Annotated in this window: 14 protein-coding genes; 10 read left to right on the forward strand and 4 right to left on the reverse strand. The window is 67.4% G+C overall.

Features of this window, described 5'->3' with window-relative positions:
• Positions 1–9 precede the first annotated feature (9 nt).
• From IPI67_20400 to IPI67_20445, 10 genes are all read left to right on the forward strand, one after another.
• A complete protein-coding gene (locus IPI67_20400; GenBank protein MBK7582545.1) occupies positions 10–840 on the forward strand; it encodes an energy-coupling factor ABC transporter permease in 831 nt (276 codons plus the stop codon).
• A complete protein-coding gene (locus IPI67_20405; protein ID MBK7582546.1) occupies positions 837–1,481 on the forward strand; it encodes a hypothetical protein in 645 nt (214 codons plus the stop codon). The genes IPI67_20400 and IPI67_20405 overlap by 4 nt, the downstream gene beginning before the upstream one ends.
• On the forward strand, positions 1,478–2,218 hold the full coding sequence (locus IPI67_20410) for an ABC transporter ATP-binding protein (protein MBK7582547.1): 741 nt from the start codon (positions 1,478–1,480) through the stop codon (positions 2,216–2,218). Before IPI67_20405 ends, IPI67_20410 begins: the two co-directional genes overlap by 4 nt.
• A 125-nt stretch (positions 2,219–2,343) precedes the next feature.
• Positions 2,344–3,288 carry an aldo/keto reductase gene (locus tag IPI67_20415; GenBank protein ID MBK7582548.1) on the forward strand — a complete coding sequence of 315 codons (945 nt, stop codon included), beginning with the start codon at positions 2,344–2,346 and terminating at the stop codon, positions 3,286–3,288.
• The gene (locus tag IPI67_20420) at positions 3,285–4,112 is read left to right on the forward strand and encodes a 3'(2'),5'-bisphosphate nucleotidase CysQ (GenBank protein MBK7582549.1); all 828 of its coding nucleotides are present in this window, start codon (positions 3,285–3,287) and stop codon (positions 4,110–4,112) included. The genes IPI67_20415 and IPI67_20420 overlap by 4 nt, the downstream gene beginning before the upstream one ends.
• 2 nt (positions 4,113–4,114) lie before the next feature.
• Positions 4,115–5,263, forward strand: coding sequence for an FAD-binding oxidoreductase (locus IPI67_20425; GenBank protein ID MBK7582550.1), 1,149 nt, complete (start codon positions 4,115–4,117; stop codon positions 5,261–5,263).
• A 169-nt stretch (positions 5,264–5,432) separates the two neighbouring features.
• Positions 5,433–7,217, forward strand: a complete 1,785-nt coding sequence (locus IPI67_20430) for a hypothetical protein (GenBank protein ID MBK7582551.1) — start codon at positions 5,433–5,435, stop codon at positions 7,215–7,217.
• A gap of 68 nt (positions 7,218–7,285) precedes the next feature.
• Positions 7,286–9,241: a sigma 54-interacting transcriptional regulator gene (locus tag IPI67_20435; protein ID MBK7582552.1), complete on the forward strand. Its 1,956-nt coding sequence runs from the start codon at positions 7,286–7,288 to the stop codon at positions 9,239–9,241.
• Between the two features lie 67 nt (positions 9,242–9,308).
• Positions 9,309–9,674, forward strand: a complete 366-nt coding sequence (locus tag IPI67_20440) for a hypothetical protein (GenBank protein ID MBK7582553.1) — start codon at positions 9,309–9,311, stop codon at positions 9,672–9,674.
• A gap of 26 nt (positions 9,675–9,700) precedes the next feature.
• Complete coding sequence (locus IPI67_20445; GenBank protein MBK7582554.1) at positions 9,701–10,318, forward strand: DsbA family protein; 618 nt, start codon at positions 9,701–9,703, stop codon at positions 10,316–10,318.
• A 9-nt stretch (positions 10,319–10,327) separates the two neighbouring features.
• On the opposite strand, the gene IPI67_20450 is transcribed toward IPI67_20445, so the two are convergent.
• The 4 genes from IPI67_20450 to IPI67_20465 are packed head-to-tail and all read right to left on the reverse strand — an operon-like array spanning position 10,328 to position 17,462.
• Positions 10,328–11,863, reverse strand: a complete 1,536-nt coding sequence (locus IPI67_20450) for a GMC family oxidoreductase (protein MBK7582555.1) — start codon at positions 11,861–11,863, stop codon at positions 10,328–10,330.
• The gene (locus IPI67_20455; protein ID MBK7582556.1) at positions 11,860–12,399 is read right to left on the reverse strand and encodes a hypothetical protein; all 540 of its coding nucleotides are present in this window, start codon (positions 12,397–12,399) and stop codon (positions 11,860–11,862) included. Before IPI67_20455 ends, IPI67_20450 begins: the two co-directional genes overlap by 4 nt.
• 7 nt (positions 12,400–12,406) lie before the next feature.
• Entirely contained in the window at positions 12,407–12,964 is a 558-nt protein-coding gene (locus IPI67_20460) for a peroxiredoxin (GenBank protein MBK7582557.1), read from the reverse strand.
• A gap of 40 nt (positions 12,965–13,004) precedes the next feature.
• Positions 13,005–17,462 (reverse strand): sigma 54-interacting transcriptional regulator, encoded by a 4,458-nt coding sequence (locus tag IPI67_20465; protein MBK7582558.1) that lies wholly within the window; start codon positions 17,460–17,462, stop codon positions 13,005–13,007.
• Between the last annotated feature and the right edge of the window lie 10 nt (positions 17,463–17,472).

Below are 17,472 nucleotides of genomic sequence, written 5' to 3' on the forward strand. Positions count from 1 at the left end.
GAAAAAATAGTGGCACGCGGCCGGGGCTGGCTCTACGTTTCGAACGTGCACCTCGCGGACGGCATCTTGACCAGCCCGGCGTGGCTCCTCGGTGTGAACGCCGCCGGGGCCGGCAGCGCGGCGCTGCTCTCGCGTGGGCTGCGCGAGGGACAAACGCTTGGCGTGGCGTTCACCGGCACGCTGGCGGCTTTTGTCCTAGCGGCCCAGGCGCTGAACGTGCCGCTCGCGCCCGGCGCGAGCGCGCACGTGATTGGCGCGGGCCTGCTCACCTTGATGCTCGGGCCGGCGCGTGCCGTCCTGGCGTTGGTCGCCGTGCTGATCGTCCAGGCTCTTCTCTTTGCGGACGGCGGCATCACGACGCTCGGCATCAACGTGCTCGACATTGCCGTCATCCCGGTGGTCACGGTTCACGTGACGCGTCGTTTGCTCGGCCCGAAGCGTCTGGCCATGGCCGCCGTGATCGGCACGCTGTTCGGGAACGGGCTGTCAGCCCTCTGCCTCGCTGTCACGCTGATTGGTGGCGCCGGCTTCCCGCCGGCGCTCGCGCTGGGCTGGCTGGTTGGCGTTCAGCTCGTCGCCGGCCTGGTCGAGGGCACGCTCACCGGCGTTGCGGTCCGCCACGTCGAGAAGAAGGCGCCGGCCCTGCTCCACACGCGGCATCCCGACACACGACACCTGCCGGCGCTACTCGACGAAGTGAGCCCGCACGCTCGCTCGCGGACGCTGCATGTCGCCTGGGCTGCCCTCGCGCTCGGCATCGCGAGCGCTCTCTTGCCCCTGGCGAGCAGCGCGCCGGATGCGCTGGAGCGCGTGGTCCAGAGCGCGCGTCCCGCGCCGTGACCCTGCCGGCCACGCGGATCGCCTGTTTGATCCTGCTAGCGGCTGGCATCGCCACGGCGCGCATGAGCTCGCTCGAGAGCCGGCTTGCCTTGGGCTTGCTCTGCTTGGCGGTTCTGCTCGCGACTCGACCGCGCGCGCGCTTCTTGCTGAAGCGCCTCGTGCCTGCGCTGCTCGGTGTGGGTCTGCTGTTGCTCCCGCTCGGGTTGTCGGTGAACAGCGAGCGCGCAGTCGAGGTGATCTTGCGAGCGGCCGGCGCCGTGACCATCACGACGCTGGTCGCGAGCACCGTCGAGCTCCCGGAGCTAGGCAAAGCCCTGGGCATGCTCGGCGCGCCCGCCGAGCTCGCGAGCCTCGTCCACACACTGTTGTGGCAGGTGGGGAACGTCGGCGCTGAAGGCAAACGCCTGCTCTTGGCCCGCCAACTGCGCGGTGCGCGCGGTTTTGGTCCGGAGATGCTGGCGCAGCTGTTGGTGCGCACGGCGGCGCGCGCGGAGCGGGTCGACCTCGCGCATCGACTCCGCGGCCCGGGGGGCGGAGCGGACGAGAGTGGCCAACGTTTTGGCGTCCGCGATGCCGCGGCACTCGCCACGGTCTGCGCTTCGCTCGTCGCGCTGCACTGGCTCGGGCGGAGGCTCGGATGAGCGCAAAGGCCATCGAGCTGGAGGCGCTGCGGGTGTGGCGCGAGGATGGACTCGGGGGCTCTCCGGCCGAGGTCGTGCGCGGCATCAGTGTGTCGATCGCTCCCGGCGCACGCGTCGCGCTGGTGGGCGCCAATGGCGCGGGCAAGACCTCGTTGCTGTTGGCCCTGGTCGGGGCCGTGCGCTTCGCCGGGCGGATCCGCGTCGGCGAGCTGGTGCTGGAAAAACGCAACTTGAACGCAGTCCGCCAGGACGTGGGTTTTGTCTTCGCAGAGCCCGCCGACCAGTTGTTCTCGTCGACCGTGCTCGACGAGGTCAGCTTTGCCCCGCGCCAACGCGGCTTGTCGGACGCAGCCGAACGGGGACGACGCGCGCTCGAGCAAGTCGGACTCGTCGAGCTCACCGAGCGTGTGCCGACGTCGTTGAGCCTGGGCGAGCAACGGCGCCTCGCCGTGGCGAGTGTGATGTCGGCCGAGCCCGGGGTGCTCTTGCTCGACGAGCCGACCGCGAGCCTCGACGGGCGCGCCCGCCGGTTGGTGCTGGCGGCGATCCGGAGCGCCGTCGCGACGACCGTGTTCGCGACGCACGATCTGGACGCGGCGCTCGAGCTCGAGGCCGAGGTCCTGGTCATGGCGGACGGCCTCTTGCTCGGTCGTGGGCCCGCAGAGAGTGTGCTGAGCGACGCCGAGCTCTTGGACCGCGCCGGGCTCGATCCACCGGCAAGGTTTTCGCGATCGTGAACGCCGTTCACCCGCTCGGAGCGCAACCTTCGCGTCGGTCGCCAGCGCGGTGAGCTGCCAAATCTCCCGAGCGAAGGTCCGCTGTCGCTCGCCCGCGCGGCCCTTGGTATACGGGCCGAAGGCAGATGCGCAAACGACCCCTCGGCAAATCCGGGATGAGCGTGACGGAGCTCGCCCTCGGCACGTGGGGGTTGTCCGGTGACGGGTACGGTCCGGTCACGGAGAGCGAGCAGGACAAGGTCATCGATCGGGCGCGCGCACTCGGGATCAACCTGTTCGAGACCGCGGACAGCTACGCCAACGGCGCGATGGAACGCCGCCTCGGCGCGCGACTCGCCGACGACGGCAGCGCTCGCATCGTCACGAAGCTGGGCACGGATCGCGACGCAGCCGTGCCGCGCAAGCGTTTTGACGTCCCTTATCTGCGAGAGGCCTTCGAGCGCTCCCAGGAGCGCCTCGCGCGCAGCGTGATCGACGTTGTGCTCCTGCACAACCCTTCGACAGTTGCGCTCAACACCGGCGGGGCCTGCGAGTTTCTGGCCGAGCTGGCCGCGAGCGGAAAGATCCGCGCGTGGGGCGTCAGCGCTGGCGGACCAGAGGTCGCCCGTGCGGCGATCAGCAAAGGCGCTGGAGTCGTGTCCATCACCTACAACGTCTTTGCTTCTGCCGATCTCGGTGAGCTGATCGGCGACATCGAACGCGAGGACGTGGGTGTGATCGCTCACTCGGTCCTGGCGTACGGGCTCTTGTGTGGCCACTGGAGCGGGGACAAGGCCTTTGCCGAGGGTGACCACCGCGCGGAGCGCTGGACCAGCGACGAGCTCCGGCGGCGAGTGCGGCAGCTCGACGCCCTGCGGCCGGTGGTCGGCGGCCCGGTACTGACCATGCGCGGCGCCGCGCTGCGCTTCGCTCTCGCCAGTAGCAAGCTCAGCTCGGTCGTGCTCGGACCCAAGAACTCGCTGCAACTGGATCAGCTGGTGCGCGAAGCCGGCAAAGGGCCGCCTTACCTGGAAGACTTCGCACTGGTGGCGCTGCGCAACCGCCTGCGTCAAGTTGGAGTGAACACGTGAGTGAGCTGCTCGAGTTCCTCACCGACGTCGCGCGGCAGGCCGCGGGCATCATCAATGCCGTCTACTCCACGCCGTTCGAGGTGGACTACAAGTCACCGCGCGACCCCGTGACCGAGGCTGACCGGCGCGCCAACGCCCTCATCTGTGCACGGCTCGCCGAGAAGTTTCCCGGGGTGCCAGTGGTGGCGGAGGAGAGTGACCCCGCGACGTTCGCCGACTACCGACGCGCGTCGCGTGTATTTTTCGTGGATCCGCTCGATGGCACGCGCGAGTTCGTCAAGAAGAACGGCGAGTTCGTGGTGATGATCGGTGTGCTGGACGCGGGGCGACCGAAGGCCGGTGTGATCCACGCGCCCGCAACCGGCGCTACGTGGCTCGGCGAAGTCGGTCACGGCGCCGAGCTGCTCGGCACCGACGGTTCACGCACGCCGCTCGCGGTCAGCAAGACCAGCTTGCTCTCGGCCTCGAGACTGCTCTCGACTCGCTCACACCGAAGCCCTGCCCTCGAAGCGGCGCTGGCCGCGCTCGAAGCACGCCAGATCGACCCGCTCGGCAGCGCCGGGCTCAAGTGCGTCGAGGTGGCCGCGGGTGGAGCGGAGGCCTACGTCGCGCCCGCGAAAGCGGGAAGTCGCTGGGACATTTGCGCCGGCGAGGCCATCATCCTGGCAGCGGGCGGCATGCTCACGGATGCCTACGGTGATCAGGTCGACTACCTGAGCGAGAGTTTGATCAACGAACGCGGGATCGTCGCGAGCAACGGCCGGGTGCACGCCGAAATTCTGGCACGCTGGGCCGAGGTACGTCGGCGCACGGACAAGGAGTGAACGTGCGCGAAGAAGCGGACGTGGTGGTGATCGGCGCAGGCATCATGGGCCTCGCCATCGCCTACAACCTGGCCAAGTACCACGGCGTCCGCAAGGTGACGGTGCTAGACCAGTCGTACCTGTGTGGCGGCGCCAGCGGGCGGAACGGCGGGGGAGTGCGCGCGCAGTGGTCGAGTGAGGCCAACATCCGTTTGATGCAGGAGTCACTGAGCATCTGTCGGCAGTTTGCCCGAGAACACCGCATCAACACCTGGTTCCGTCAGGGCGGTTACCTGTTTCTGGTGCGCAGCGACGAGCGCGCTCGCTCGCTCGAAGCCAACGTGAAGCTGCAAAACCAGCTCGGGTTGTCGACTCGATTGCTGGACGCCAAGCAGGCCAAGGCGGTCGTTCCCGAGCTGTCGACCGAGGGCATCAAGCTCGCTTGTTACAACGCGGACGACGCCGTGGTCTTCCCCTGGCCGTTCGTGTGGGGCTACGCAGAGGGCGCGCGGGCACACGGCGTCGAGGTGTGCACCTTCACGCGGGTCACCGGCATCGAGCAGACGGGCGGACGGGTGAGCGCGGTGCTCACCGACGCGGGCAGCATTCGGACCGACCGCGTCGTCAACGCCGCCGGTGCGCTCAGCCCCGAGGTTGCCAAGCTGGTTGGCATTCATCTGCCAACCCACCCGCACCGCCACGAGATCTGCTCGAGCGAGCCCCTGAAACCCTGGCTCGAGCCGCTGGTCGCGGACCTGACCAACGGCCTCTATTTCTCGCAGTCCACACGCGGCGAGATCGTCGGCGGCATCAGCAACTCGAAGGTCCCGGCGGGCCCGGACCACGGCTCGTCGTTTCGCTTCCTGTCGCTCTACTCCCGCGCGTTGCTCCGGGCGTGTCCCATCCTGGGGTCCGTGAAAATCCTGCGGCAGTGGGCCGGGCTCTACGACATTTCACCGGATCAGAGCCCGATCGTCGGCAAAGTGGACGAGGTAGAAGGCTTCTTCCTGGCCTGCGGTTTCATGGGACATGGCTTCATGATGGCGCCCGTAGTGGGGAAGATGCTGGCGGCGCTCGTCGCCGGCGGCCCCGTGCCGGACGTGTTCGAACGCTGGAACCTCCGCCGCTTTGCCGGGGGCGCGCTGCTCGACGAGGGCATGATCATCGGCTGATCCGCCCGTCATGTCGCGGCGCGTCATGGCTTCCGCTTCGTTGACAGCGGCTTTGGGGCCGACGTACGGTCCCGCGGGGTTTTGGACCGCCGGTTTCGTGGGCTTTCGCGGGCTTCGCGGCTCCCATCCCAACGGTCACGACCCCAGAAAATCCCGGAGGCACTACGAGATGTTCCGCTCCTCGCGCGCCAAGGCGTCGCTCATCCGCTCCCTGCTCCTCGGTACCGCCACCACCGCGTTCGCGGTCACCGCGTCCAGCGTCCTTCTGGTCGGCTGCAAGGACGAAAGTCAGCCTGACTACTGGGTCGAGAAGCTGAACGACACGTCCTGGCGAGCGCGCTCGGTGACGCGCCTCGGACAGTTCTTCGAGGACGCCAGCAGCAAGGCCAAGGGCGACAACAACGCGCCGGAAGTCCAGACGCTGCTGAACAAGATCGCCGATCCGCTGACCAAGACCTACGTCGACAACTACGCCGACATGGATGGCAAGACGCGGGTCTCGCTGATCAAGCTGCTGGCCTCTTTCCGAGACAAACGGACGGAGCCGGCGTTGAAGAAGGCATTCGAGGAGTTCGCGAAGAAACCTGCGACCAGCAAGGACGACGCCGACATCAAGTGGGCCGTCCGAGCCGCCTCTGACCTCAAGCTCGACTCACTCGCCGATCCGCTGGTCCAGGCGTTCCTCAAGCTGAAAGCCAGCACCATGCTCGGCGGAGTCACCTATCGCGACTTCAACGACGCGATGATGAACCTCAAGTCCAAATCGTGGACTGGCCCGCTGATCGCCGCCCTGGAAGCCCCGATCGACCGCCCGACCGGCGCCAAGGACAAGGACAAGATCGATCCCTATCGCGATCAGCTGTTCTGGCAGACGACGGCAGCCCAGGTGCTGGGCGAGATCGGCGCGGCAGAGGCCGTGGAGCCGATGGTCAAGATCATGCTCGACCCCGCCAAGGCCGACGTGCAGGCCACGGCGGTGCTGGCCATGGTCAAGATCGGCAAACCCGCCGCCCAGGCAGCCATCAAGATCCTCAAGGGCGAAGATGAGAAGATGATCGCCTTCATGTACCGTCGCATGAAGGAGCTGAAGCAGATCAAAGAAGACGAAGAGAAGAAGATGAAAGAGAACCCCGCGGACGCTCCGAACGTCATGACCGGGGCGATCATGGTGGGCACCATCGGGCGCGGTGAAGGCGTACCCGCCATGCTCGAGGCGCTCAAGAACGCCAAGAAGGACGCCACCCGGGCGCTGATCGCCCGCGAGCTCGTCAAGCTCCCCGACTCGGCGGAGTCGCTCACTGCCTTCAAGGAAGCGTTCGAGAAGATCTCGCTCGAGACCAACATTCCCCCCGGCATGAACGCGCTGCAGATGTTGGCGGAGTCCGCAGGGCAGTTCTACGACGCGGGTCTGGTCGACTGGCTGCTCGAGCGCGCGGAGAAGACCAAGGGCAGCGGCGACGACCTGAAGGCGCTGCAAGGCGCCATCTTGGTCACGACGATCAAGCTCGCGAAGGCCGACCAGCTGGACAAGGTCAAGGCCGCCGTCGACAAGTACGGAACCAAGCTCGAGAAGGACCTGTTCGCTCAGGCCGAAAAACTCGTCAAAGACTGCGGCGAGAAGGCGGACTGCTACCTCCAGGAAATGGAGAAGAGCTCGAACCAGGACCAGAAGACCCAGTTCGTGGCCATCAAGGCCGGCTACATGGGTGCCATCTTGGGCGGCGAGACGCAGCGCGACGAGCTCGTCAAGCGCATCGACTCTTTCGAGAACGCTGCGGTGCGCTTCGTGGCCGCGCAGACCATCGACCACCTCTCGCCGAAGGGCTCGAAAGAAGCGGCCGCGCTGCTGCGCAAGGTCATCGACAAGAACACCGAGAGCGGCGACAAGGACAAGATTGCGGGCGATGCGCCGGTGAAACAGGTCATGTACCGCATCGAAGCTCGCGCCGACTGAGCGCGGCCGCGGGAGCCGCGTGCTCTCTTCCAAAAGAGTGCGCGGCTGTCGCGAGCGCATGAGCTCCGATGGCCAGCGTCCGGCTCGAAGTACAGAACGGCAGCCTGAAAGGCCGCACCTTCGAGCCCGAAGGAGACGTTGTGCGCATCGGTCGCGCCGCACACAACGAGCTCGTGCTCGAAGAAGCTCACGTCTCAGCTGAGCACGCACGCCTCGTGGTCGGCGCCGAGCGGGTAACGGTGGAAGACCTCCGCTCCACCAACGGCAGCGCCGTCGTGCGCGGCAGCCAACGCATCGTTCTGGGGGAGGCAAGCTCGGCGCGGGCCGTGCTCGAGTCCGGTGACGTGCTCGAGCTGGGCGGCAGCGGAGACGAGGGCACGCAGATCAGGGTCGAGCTCGGGGACGAGCGCGAGCCCCCCCACGTGGTGAGCATTCGCCCGATCGGCGAGCTCGCGGGCTTCACGACCTCGGGCGACCGCAACACCGGCGTGCTCAAGACCCTGTACCGCGTCGAAAAGCGCATCGGGGGAGCCGTCGACCTGGACGACGTCTTGATCGCGGTGGCCGACGCAGCGCTGGAGCTCGTGCCCACCGCGACCCATGCGACGCTGGTGCTGCGGGACGATCTCGCGGCGGACGCCGATCGCGATGACGCGGGCTACGTGCCGGTTCTGACGCGCTTGCGCAGCCCAGAGGGCCAAGGGGCGGCTCCCGGTGGAGCAGTGGCGATCACCCGCAGTGTGTTCCGCAAGGTCATCCGCGAGCGAGCCGCCGTGCTGGCCGCTGACGCTCCGAGTGAGGCGTTCAGCTCGGAGTCACTGCTCGGAGCGAGCATTCGCAGCACAATCGGCGTTCCACTCTGGAAGGGTGACGAGATCTTGGGCGTGGTCCAGGTCGACAACCGCGCCTCGCCGGGCATGTTCGATTCTGCGGACCTCGATGCACTCGGCGTGCTGGCCGCCAGCGCGTCGCTCGCAGTCGCCAACGCCCGGCTGATTCGCCGACTGGTCGCAGCGGAAGAACAGCTGCAGAAGGAGAACTCCTTCCTCAAGGGTCGAGAGCGCGCCAAGTCGAGCGGGGCGGTGGACATCATCGGTCAGAGCAAGGCGATGCGCGAGCTGTTCAATCAGCTCGACAAGGTCGTGGACACCCGCGTCACCGTGCTCATCGAAGGTGAGACGGGGACGGGCAAGGAGCTGATCGCTTCCGCGGTGCACTATCGGTCACGGCGCCGGGCCAAGCTCTTTGTCGCGCAGAACTGCGCGGCGATGCCGGAGAATCTGCTCGAGAGCGAGCTGTTCGGACACAAACGCGGCTCGTTCACCGGTGCGACGGAGGAGAAGCGGGGCCTGTTCGACGTGGCCGACGGCGGCACGTTGTTCCTCGACGAGGTGACGGAGATGCCCGTGTCCTTGCAGGCAAAGCTGCTGCGTGTGCTGCAAGAGGGAGAAATTCGTGCGGTCGGCGCCACCCAGACCAAGACGGTGGACGTGCGCATCGTCGCCGCGTGCAACCGCAACCTGGAGAAAGAGGTCGAAGAAGGGCGCTTCCGCCAGGACCTCTACTACCGGCTGAAGGTATTTCCGATCCGGGTGCCCCCGCTGCGCGAGCGCCGAGACGACGTGCCTCTGCTCGCGGGTCACTTTCTGGAGCGTTACACGAAGGAGGTCGGGAGGCCGATCGCCGGGTTTGCCCAGGCCACGATGGAGCTGCTCATGTCCTACGACTGGCCGGGCAACGTGCGCGAGCTGGAGAACGAGGTGCAACGGCTCGTGATCCAGGCGGATGCGAACGCCTTCGTCACGCCGGACCTCTTGAGCCCGCGCGTGCGTCAGATGGAGGGTCTGATCACCCAGGCCGGCGCCGTCAAAGGCACGCTCAAAGACATGGTCGAGCAGGTCGAGAAATACTTCATTCTCGAGCGGCTGCGGGAGCACGGGAACAACAAGACCAGCACCGCCAAGGTTCTCGGCATCACCCGCGAGGGACTGCACAAGAAACTCAAGCAGCTGGGCATTGGTTGAAGCCCGGCTTGCCTGCCGGGCGCCCTACTGGGTACCAATCCGGGTACAATCTTTGGAGGGATGAGCCATGCGCGTTTTCTTTTCATCCGTTCTGCTGTTCTGGTCCGCGTCTTTCTGGGCGTGCGGAAGCGACGATGACCATGGCGCGGTGGGGCCAAACAGCGCGCTGGTTGGCGGCAGGTGTGACGGCAACAAGGACTGCCAGGAGCGCTGTGTGACCGGCGGCGACTACCCGGGTGGCATGTGCACGGTGTCCTGCAACGACGATCGGGACTGTCCGTCCGGCTCGGCATGCGTGGACGCTTCCGGTGGTGTTTGTGCGCCGCTGTGTGGAGGCAAGGGGGACTGCGACCCGTTTGGTCCCGGCTGGGCATGCCGTGATCGAAAGCTGAAACACGGCCCCGGCCAGGTGACCGTATGCCGCGGCGACTGAGTCATTCGCCAAACCCACACGCTCAGGTGACCGCGCATCGAAAACCAGAGGCTGGGATCGGCCGCCGCTCCTTCATCACGGGCCTCTCGCTGATGGCAACCGGGGCCTGCGCGCCGGCCGGTGCGATTCCGTCGCCCGCGCACGTCCCGCTGCGGGGCGCCGAGCGACCGCAGCTGGTGGTGCAAGAGATCGGGGACTACGAGTGCCCGTTCTGTGCCGAGGTCCAGCCCGCGGTGAAACGTCTGATGGCGGAGATGGGGGAGCGGATTGCGCTCGCCTGGCGCAACTATCCCCTCGACCGACACCCACACGCCTACCACGCGGCAGAAGCGGCGCTCGAAGCCCGCGCTCAGCTGGGCGACGACGGGTTCTGGAAATACCACGACGTGCTGTTCGCCAATCAGAGCAAGCTTGGTCCGGAAGACCTGCTGCGTTTTGCCGAGGCCTTTGCCATCGACCGCACGCGGTTTGCGCGCGCGCTCGAGCTGCGCATCCACCGCGACGAGGTGCTGAGCGACAAACTCGAGATCGCCCGCCTGAAGCTGCCGGGGTTCGGCACCCCGGCGTTCATCATCGGCAGCGACGTCTTCGTCGGGGTGTACAGCTTCGAGGATCTCAGGTCATTCGTCGAGCGTGCGCTGTGACGCTTGGAGTCACCCGAGCTTGTTCGCGAGCTGCGCCGACAGGTAGTGCGACACGGTCATGATGGGTGTCATCGTGTGGCTCGAGGCGCTCGTGGGGAAACCCGACGAGTCGAATACGTAGACGTCTCGGGTCCCGAACACCTGCCCGGTCGGATCCGCGCCGCCCAGGTCCGGCGAAGGGGCAAAACGCACGGTGCCCTGCTGATGGGCCGAGATCAGCGGCGCCGTGGCGGGAGCAAACGCGATTGTGTCGACCTGAGCGAGATCAGCTTCGGATTCGATCGCGAGCGGCGGCACGGTGGGCACGAGCACACGCCGGGCGCCCGCCGCGAGATACACTCGCGCTGCGACCTTGATGGCCTGACGCAGCCGGCGCTTGTGGTTCTCGGCCTGCCGATAGCTGATGACCGGGTGACCCGCGCTCGGACCCGGACGCACGCGGCCCGACGGTTCGTCCGGCACCAGGAGCAATGACGCGGCGATGTTCGCGTACGACGCCATGAGCTCTTTCCCGGCCACACCCGGCAGAGGCAAGAGGGACGCGACGTTGCCCGGTGTGCCCATGACTGCCTCGATGCGAAACCCCCACAGGCCGTGTTCGGCGTTCTCTTCTTCTTCGAACTCGGTCACGGCATAGGCCTGTGGAATGCCGTCGAAGGCGGCAACTTTCTGCTCGAACACCGCCGTGATCGGCAGCTGCGGCTGCAACATCAGGTGTTCCCCGACGTGGCTCGTGCCAATGCCGGACGCGAGCAAGAGCTCGGCGCTTCCAATGGCGTTCGCCGCCACGATCACCACGCGCGCGGAGAGCTCGAAGGCCCCCACCGATTTGTACCCGCGCTCGTCCAAGGTGGCGACGCTGACGCGCTTCCAGGTCTTCCCGGCGTCCAAGATGCGTGTTGCCCGCGCTCGAAGCAAGAACCGCGCACCCTTCGCGACGGCCCAGGGGATCGAGACGAAGCGTGGGTTTCGCTTGGCGTTGAGCGGGCACCCGAGCAAACAAGTGCCGAGGCCCTGGCAGCCGACCCGGTTGTGCAGCATCACCTCGCCGCGCAGGCGCAGTCTTTCAGCCCCCGTCCTGAGTAGCCGGTTCGCGAGGTTCACCTCCGCTTCCGTGATGCGGTTGGCCGACAGATCGGCGAGCGCCTTGTCCCGGTACGGCGCCAGCGCTTCCGGTGAAAACTCACTCAGGCCATGTCGAGCCTGCCAGTGCCGCAAGACCCCATCGGCGATCGGGACGACATCGGAGACGTTGACCACGCCGCCGCCACCGAGCGCACGTCCCTGGAGCACCGAGATGGACACGTCTTCGGTCACCCGCCCACCGCGATCCATGTACAGCTGGTCGTACATCTGTGAATCGCGCTGGTTGAGATCGGTCCCGGTGAAGTCTCCTCCCTCTTCGAGCACGACGACCTCGTGGCCGGCGTCGCTCAGGACCCGCGCCGCAGTGGCGCCGCCCGGCCCTGACCCGATGACGAGCACCTCACAACGAACACCGGTTGGCGCGGGCTCGCGTGACAGGTCGACGATCGCGCCGCTCATTTGCCCAGCCTCGCCAGCGACGGGCCCGGATAACCGATGTGCGGCCAGACCTCCGCGCGATCGTAGAACACGAGCGCAGTGAACTTGCGAAAGGCGATGGCCACCTGCCGCCGCAAGAGCACGTCGCTGCTGGCCCAGGCCAGGTAGTGCTGCTCGCGCTCGGCGGCGGACAGCTTCGAAAAGATGGTGGCGCGGCGCTCGAACAAGAGCGGACCAAGCTCGAACAGCAGCAGCGCGCGTCGCAGTTTTTCGCTGTTCTCGTCGGGCTCACCCGCGAGATATCCGTCGAAAGAACGCGCCAGATCAAACCGTTCCGCCCCGACGTCGAAGGGGCCACCGGAGGGAATGAGGGTCTTGGCGATGGCGTCCATCGTCCGGTACTCGCGCGGATTGAGCACCAGCAGCCGCTCGACTGGCGGCGCACCGCCGAGCAGCGAGGCGACCCCGCCGCCCAGGACCAGCGCCGATACGCCGGCGAGCCCCATGCCGAGCACCCGCCGGCGCGTCAGAAATCCAAAGCCGTGCGCGGGAGCCATCGTGCCGTCAGCTCGCCTGGATCGCCGCCAGCACTTCCTTGGCGTGCCCCTTGGGGCTCACGTCGGAGAATACCTTGGTGATGTTGCCGTTCTTGCCGATCAAGAACGTGACGCGTTTGGCGTAACCCAACGTGACGGGCACACCGAACGCCTGGGCGATCTCGCCCTTGGGGTCGGGCAAGAGCAGGAACGGGAGTGAGTGTTTCTCTGCAAACGCTTTGTGTGAGGCGTTGTCGTCCGTCGAGACGCCGATCACGACGGCGCCCGTCGTCTCGAGCCCGGACCATTCGTCGCGCAGACCCTGAGCCTCTACCGTACAGCCGGGTGTGTCGTCCTTCGGGTAGAAGTACACGACCACCGGTTTGCCTGCGAGCTCGCGCAGCTTCACGGCGGTCCCGTTGTGCGCGGTGGCCTGGATGTCCGGCGCCTTGTCGCCCACGGAGAGCAAGCCGGAGCGCTGCTCGGTCGCGGCGGCGGAGGCCGAGCTCGTGCCGGATGGCGCTGGCTCCTTCTTGTTACAGGCCCCGAGCGCGAGCAGCACGGCGAGCAGGATCAGGCGTGTCATGCCGAGAGCTTTGGTGGCGACTCCGGGCGAGCGCAAGGGCTCACTGGATCCCGTAGTCCTTGAGTCGACGATAGAAGGTTCGTCGGGGAATTCCGCTGAGCTCCGCCGCCTTGACCCGGTTCCAGTTGCAGGCCTGCAGCGCCTTCAAGATCTTGTCGCGCTCGTCGGAGCGGTGCTGGGACAGGGTGCTCTTTGCCGGGCGGCGCTGGCTCGAGCGCGGGAGACGATTGGTGGTCGTGGCCGTCGTCCGCGAGTCACCGGTGGGCGAGTGGTGGGAGGACTCCGTGCGCGGGCTGAAGACCCGGCCGTCCGGCACGTCGAAGTCATCGGGGAGCAGCTCGCTGCGATCGCTGAGCACCCAGGCGTTGAGCAAGACGTGCTCGAGTTGGCGGACGTTGCCAGGCCAATCGTAGGCCATGAGGCGGCGCATGGCGTCGCGGGACAAGGTGCCTTTATCGCGTTTGTAACGCGCCGAGAACAGACCCAGGAAATGATCGACGAGCTGAGGGATGTCCTCGGCGCGCTCCCTGAGCGCGGGCAAGTGCAGCTCGACGACGTGGATGCGGTAGTACAGATCTTCGCGAAAACTCCCGGCCTTCACCATCTGGTCCAGGTCGCGGTTGGTCGCAAAAATGAAGCGCGCGTCCACCGATTCTTCGCTGGCGCCTCCCACCGGTCGCACCTTCCGCTCCTGGAGCACGCGCAGTAGTCCGGCCTGCATCTTCTGGGGCATCTCACCGATTTCGTCGAGCAGCACACTGCCGCCGTCAGCCTCGCGGAACAGGCCCTTGCGCTCGCGGTCGGCACCGGTGAACGCGCCCTTGACGTGACCGAACAACTCACTCTCGAGCAGGTGTTCGGGGATGGCTCCGCAGTTCACGCCCATGAACTGCGCTTTGTTGCGGGGGGATGCCTCGTGCACCGCGCGAGCGACGACCTCCTTGCCGGTCCCGCTCTCGCCCGTGATGAGGATCGGGACATCGGTGTCGCGGATTCGATCGACCAGCGCGTAGACCCGGCGCATGGCGCTGCTCGTGCCGACGAGCCCGTGGTAACCGAAGTGTGAGTAGAGCGTGTCGCGGGCGCTGCGCAGCTTGCGGCGGGCCTCTTTCAACTTGTGTGTGCGGTCGCCGAGCAGCTCGCGCAGCCGGCCTTGCGCCTCCTCCAGCTCACGGTTCGTCAGCGCCAGGTCGTCGGCCCGGTCGCGGTTCTCGTTGACCAGGCGCGCAGTCTCGATGGCAATCGCAACCTGATCAGCAAACGCACGCAGCGTGGGCAACTCTTCTTCGAAGTTGGAAGCCGGGCGGCTGCGGGTCTCGACGTACAGGGCGCCGATCGGGCGTCCGGATGGCGCCAAGATGGGCACACACGCCACCGACTGCAGCTGCAGTTGATGCACCGAGGCGAAGCCCTTCATGCGCTTGTCGTCGCCGGCAGCCGTGCTCACCATGGGCTCACCCTTGGCGATGACACTCTCGGCAATGGAGCGCGAGAACTCCGCGTGCGGCTCGTCACCGACGCGCGAGCGCGAGCTGTGCACCGTGAGCGTTCCGTCGGTCTCCTGCAAGATGACGTAGCCGCGCTCCGCGCGCGTCAGCTCTATGGCGTAGCCCGTCACGCGCGCGGTCAGGCGCTCGAGGTCGAGCTCTCCCACCAGCTCGCTGTTGACCTCCAGAATGCGCGCCAGGCGCCGCTCGAGTGGCGTCGATGCGTGCGACGAGATCGGCGAGAGCTGGGAGATCCGGCCGATGTGCGCGGCCAGTTTGGTCGCAGTCGCGTGAGCGGTGACCGCCACCGCCAACTCTCGCTGAACGAGCGAGCGAAGCTCGCGTCGGCGCGGATCGTTCCAGTACACCTCGCGCAGATCTCGCGGCAGGCGCGCGCCAATGTCCTCGAGCAAGGCCAGCGCCTCTTCGCGGTCGCGGCGCGCGTTCATGCTCTGGCCCGCGGCCTCTTCCAGCTCAGCGCGCGCAGCCAGCGCTCGCCAGGACCACTCGCGTTGCCCCGCCTCACGCGAAGCCGCCAGCGCCTGGTCGAAGGCGTCGCGGGCCCCCGCCTCGTCCTCCGCCAGCATCGCCACCCTGCCCTGGGCCAGCTTTGCGAGCGGGCGGTGGGCGGGCGTCTGACCCAGCTCACGCTCTGCGCGAGCCAACCACTCGCGCAGCTCGGAGACCGGCTGCGTGCCGGAGCGTGTCGCGAGCAACACCGCCTCGAGCAGCGCCTCGGCCGCGTCCATGCCGCGTCCGAGTGCGACGTAGGCGGCAGCACTGGCCTCGTAGTCGCGGACCGCCGCCTCGGATTGCCCCGAGAGCGACCGCAGCTCGGCGATGAGCCCATGCAGCTGGGCCTGCATCACCGGGGGCAACTGGTCGCGCTGCTCGGTCAACGCGTCGATGCTGGCGCGCGCGCGAGCCAAGCGCCCGAGGTAGAGATCCGTGTTGGCCAGGTTCAAGAGCGCCTGCCGGGTGGTCGAACGCCGCCCGGAGCGTTTGCCCATGTCGACGGCGCCCTCGAAGTGCTGGATGGCACCGGCGATGTCGCCGCGCATCTTGAGCAGCCCGGCGAGGTTCAGCCGCAAGGTCGCGAGCATGCCGGCGTCGCCGGCCTTTTCCCCGGCAACCAGGCCCTCTTCGTAGAACTTTCTGGCCTCATCCATGCGGTCGTGGCGCTGCAGCGCAAACCCGAGACAGGTCAGCGCGACGGACTCGGCGCGCGGTGAGACCAGCTCACGCGCCCGCACGACAGCGCGCGTCAAGAGCTCGCGAGCCTCGTCGTGCCGACCAAGGAACGACAATGCGGAGCCCTTGAACGCCAAGGCTTCGACCCCGAGCGGCGACTCATCATCCGTGATGGCCTCCACGAGCTCGAGCACCTTGGCATACTCCGCGAGACCGACGTGGGCTCGCACGAGGTAGAGGCGCCACGCCTTGCCGGACGCCGAGTCGGGCTGGGCCTCGGCCTCCGCGCGGGCTCCCTCCAGGACCTCGAGCGCCTGTTTTGCTTCGCCCAGACCCACCGAGAGCCGTGCACGCGCGACCGCCATCGTCAGTGGATCAGCATCGCGCACCGCGTCGAGGGCCGTGCGTGCATCATCGTAGCGGCCCCGATCCAAAAAAAACTGCGCGCGCTCGAGCGCATCCCTCGGCAGAGCTTCGCCGAACTCGGGCTCTTCGGACAACACGCGCTCGATGTCGGCCGAAGACGCGACGGCCTGGGAGGCGATCACCCCAACCACACGCCGCAGCTCGCCGGGGCGACAGCCGCACGCCGACACGATGCGTTCGATCATCGAGTCCGTGAGCGACGGAACTGCCCGACGCACCAGATCGATGGCCGCGGGTTTGTCCAGGGGCGGCACCTCGAACGTGGCCTCGGCGGCGCCGAGCTCCGCACTTCCGGCCACCACCAAGCGTGCGCCCGCCTGCCCCGCACGCTTCACCGCGGCCAGGCCTTCGGGGGTGAGGCGTCCCGCATCGTCGACCAGCACAATCAGGCCGTCCGCAGCCTGATCTTGCAGCTCGGCGACAACGGCGGCGACCGAACCCGCGATACCTTCGTCAATCCAGGCGACGGGAGTTCCGCGCACGCCCAGAGACCAGGCCGAACGCCGCATGAGCGCGCTCTGCCCCGAGCCGCGAGGCCCTGCGAGCCGAAGCACGGCTCCAGGTGTCAGTCGGTCAATCGCCGTGAGCAGCTGGCTCGCCGCACCATCGATGCCAACCACGGGCCAGATCGCAGCCGCGTTACTGGCGTGCTCCGGAGGTCCGAGTAGAGCCGCGTGCCGTAGCTCGCTCGCGAACTCGTCGGCTGAAGGGTGTCGCCGCGACGGGTCGTCGTGGGTCGCGCGCTCCACCACCGACTCCAGGCGTGCGACCACCTCCTTCTTCAGCGACTTCGCGTGCTCGATGGCTTCGGCCAATGCAACCCCGAGTGCGTAGACCTCCGCGCGAACCGTGAGCGGGCCGCCGGCCATCAGCTCCGGCGCTGCATAGCGGGGCGTCAATCCCTCGGCTGCCGTGCCCGTCTCCCGCCATGGGGCTGCAAGCCCCAGATCGACCAGCGTCGCGCGGCCGCTCTCCTCGACGATGATGTTGGCGGGCTTGATGTCACCGTGCAGCAACCCTGCTCGATGCACCAGCGTCAACTGCTCGGCCGACCGCGCGAGCGCATCGAGCGTTCGCTCGACGTCGAGACCGCCATCGATCAAATCTCCGAGGCTCTGCCCTTCGACCAGCTCGCGCACCATGAACGGTCGTCCGCTGCCGGGCAGACGCCCGAAGCGCACGACCCGCGGCACACCCAGCCCTTCGAGACCCGAGAGCGCCACCGCCTCGCGCACGAGCGCGGCCATCTCACGCTCGCTCGCGCCCTCCGCCAGCACCTTGAGCGCGAGGCTCTTTTCACCGTGTCGATCCCGGACCGCCCATACCTCCCCGCCCCCGCCCTTGCCGAGGCGGGAAAGGGGGAGATAACGCTTGGGCAGCTCGAAACGGGCCACGAGATGCGGG

This window comes from Myxococcales bacterium (genome assembly GCA_016706225.1).
Lineage (GTDB): Bacteria > Myxococcota_A > Polyangia > Polyangiales > Polyangiaceae > JADJKB01.

What these genes read in the sequence shown, in the direction of transcription:
- IPI67_20435 (MBK7582552.1), top strand. Translation starts at nt 7,286, where the DNA reads ATGGCCAGCGTCCGGCTCGAAGTACAGAACGGCAGCCTGAAAGGCCGC.
- IPI67_20460 (MBK7582557.1), bottom strand. Translation starts at nt 12,964, where the DNA reads ATGACACGCCTGATCCTGCTCGCCGTGCTGCTCGCGCTCGGGGCCTGT.
- IPI67_20430 (MBK7582551.1), top strand. Translation starts at nt 5,433, where the DNA reads ATGTTCCGCTCCTCGCGCGCCAAGGCGTCGCTCATCCGCTCCCTGCTC.
- IPI67_20455 (MBK7582556.1), bottom strand. Translation starts at nt 12,399, where the DNA reads ATGGCTCCCGCGCACGGCTTTGGATTTCTGACGCGCCGGCGGGTGCTC.
- IPI67_20440 (MBK7582553.1), top strand. Translation starts at nt 9,309, where the DNA reads ATGCGCGTTTTCTTTTCATCCGTTCTGCTGTTCTGGTCCGCGTCTTTC.
- IPI67_20415 (MBK7582548.1), top strand. Translation starts at nt 2,344, where the DNA reads ATGCGCAAACGACCCCTCGGCAAATCCGGGATGAGCGTGACGGAGCTC.
- IPI67_20410 (MBK7582547.1), top strand. Translation starts at nt 1,478, where the DNA reads ATGAGCGCAAAGGCCATCGAGCTGGAGGCGCTGCGGGTGTGGCGCGAG.
- IPI67_20450 (MBK7582555.1), bottom strand. Translation starts at nt 11,863, where the DNA reads ATGAGCGGCGCGATCGTCGACCTGTCACGCGAGCCCGCGCCAACCGGT.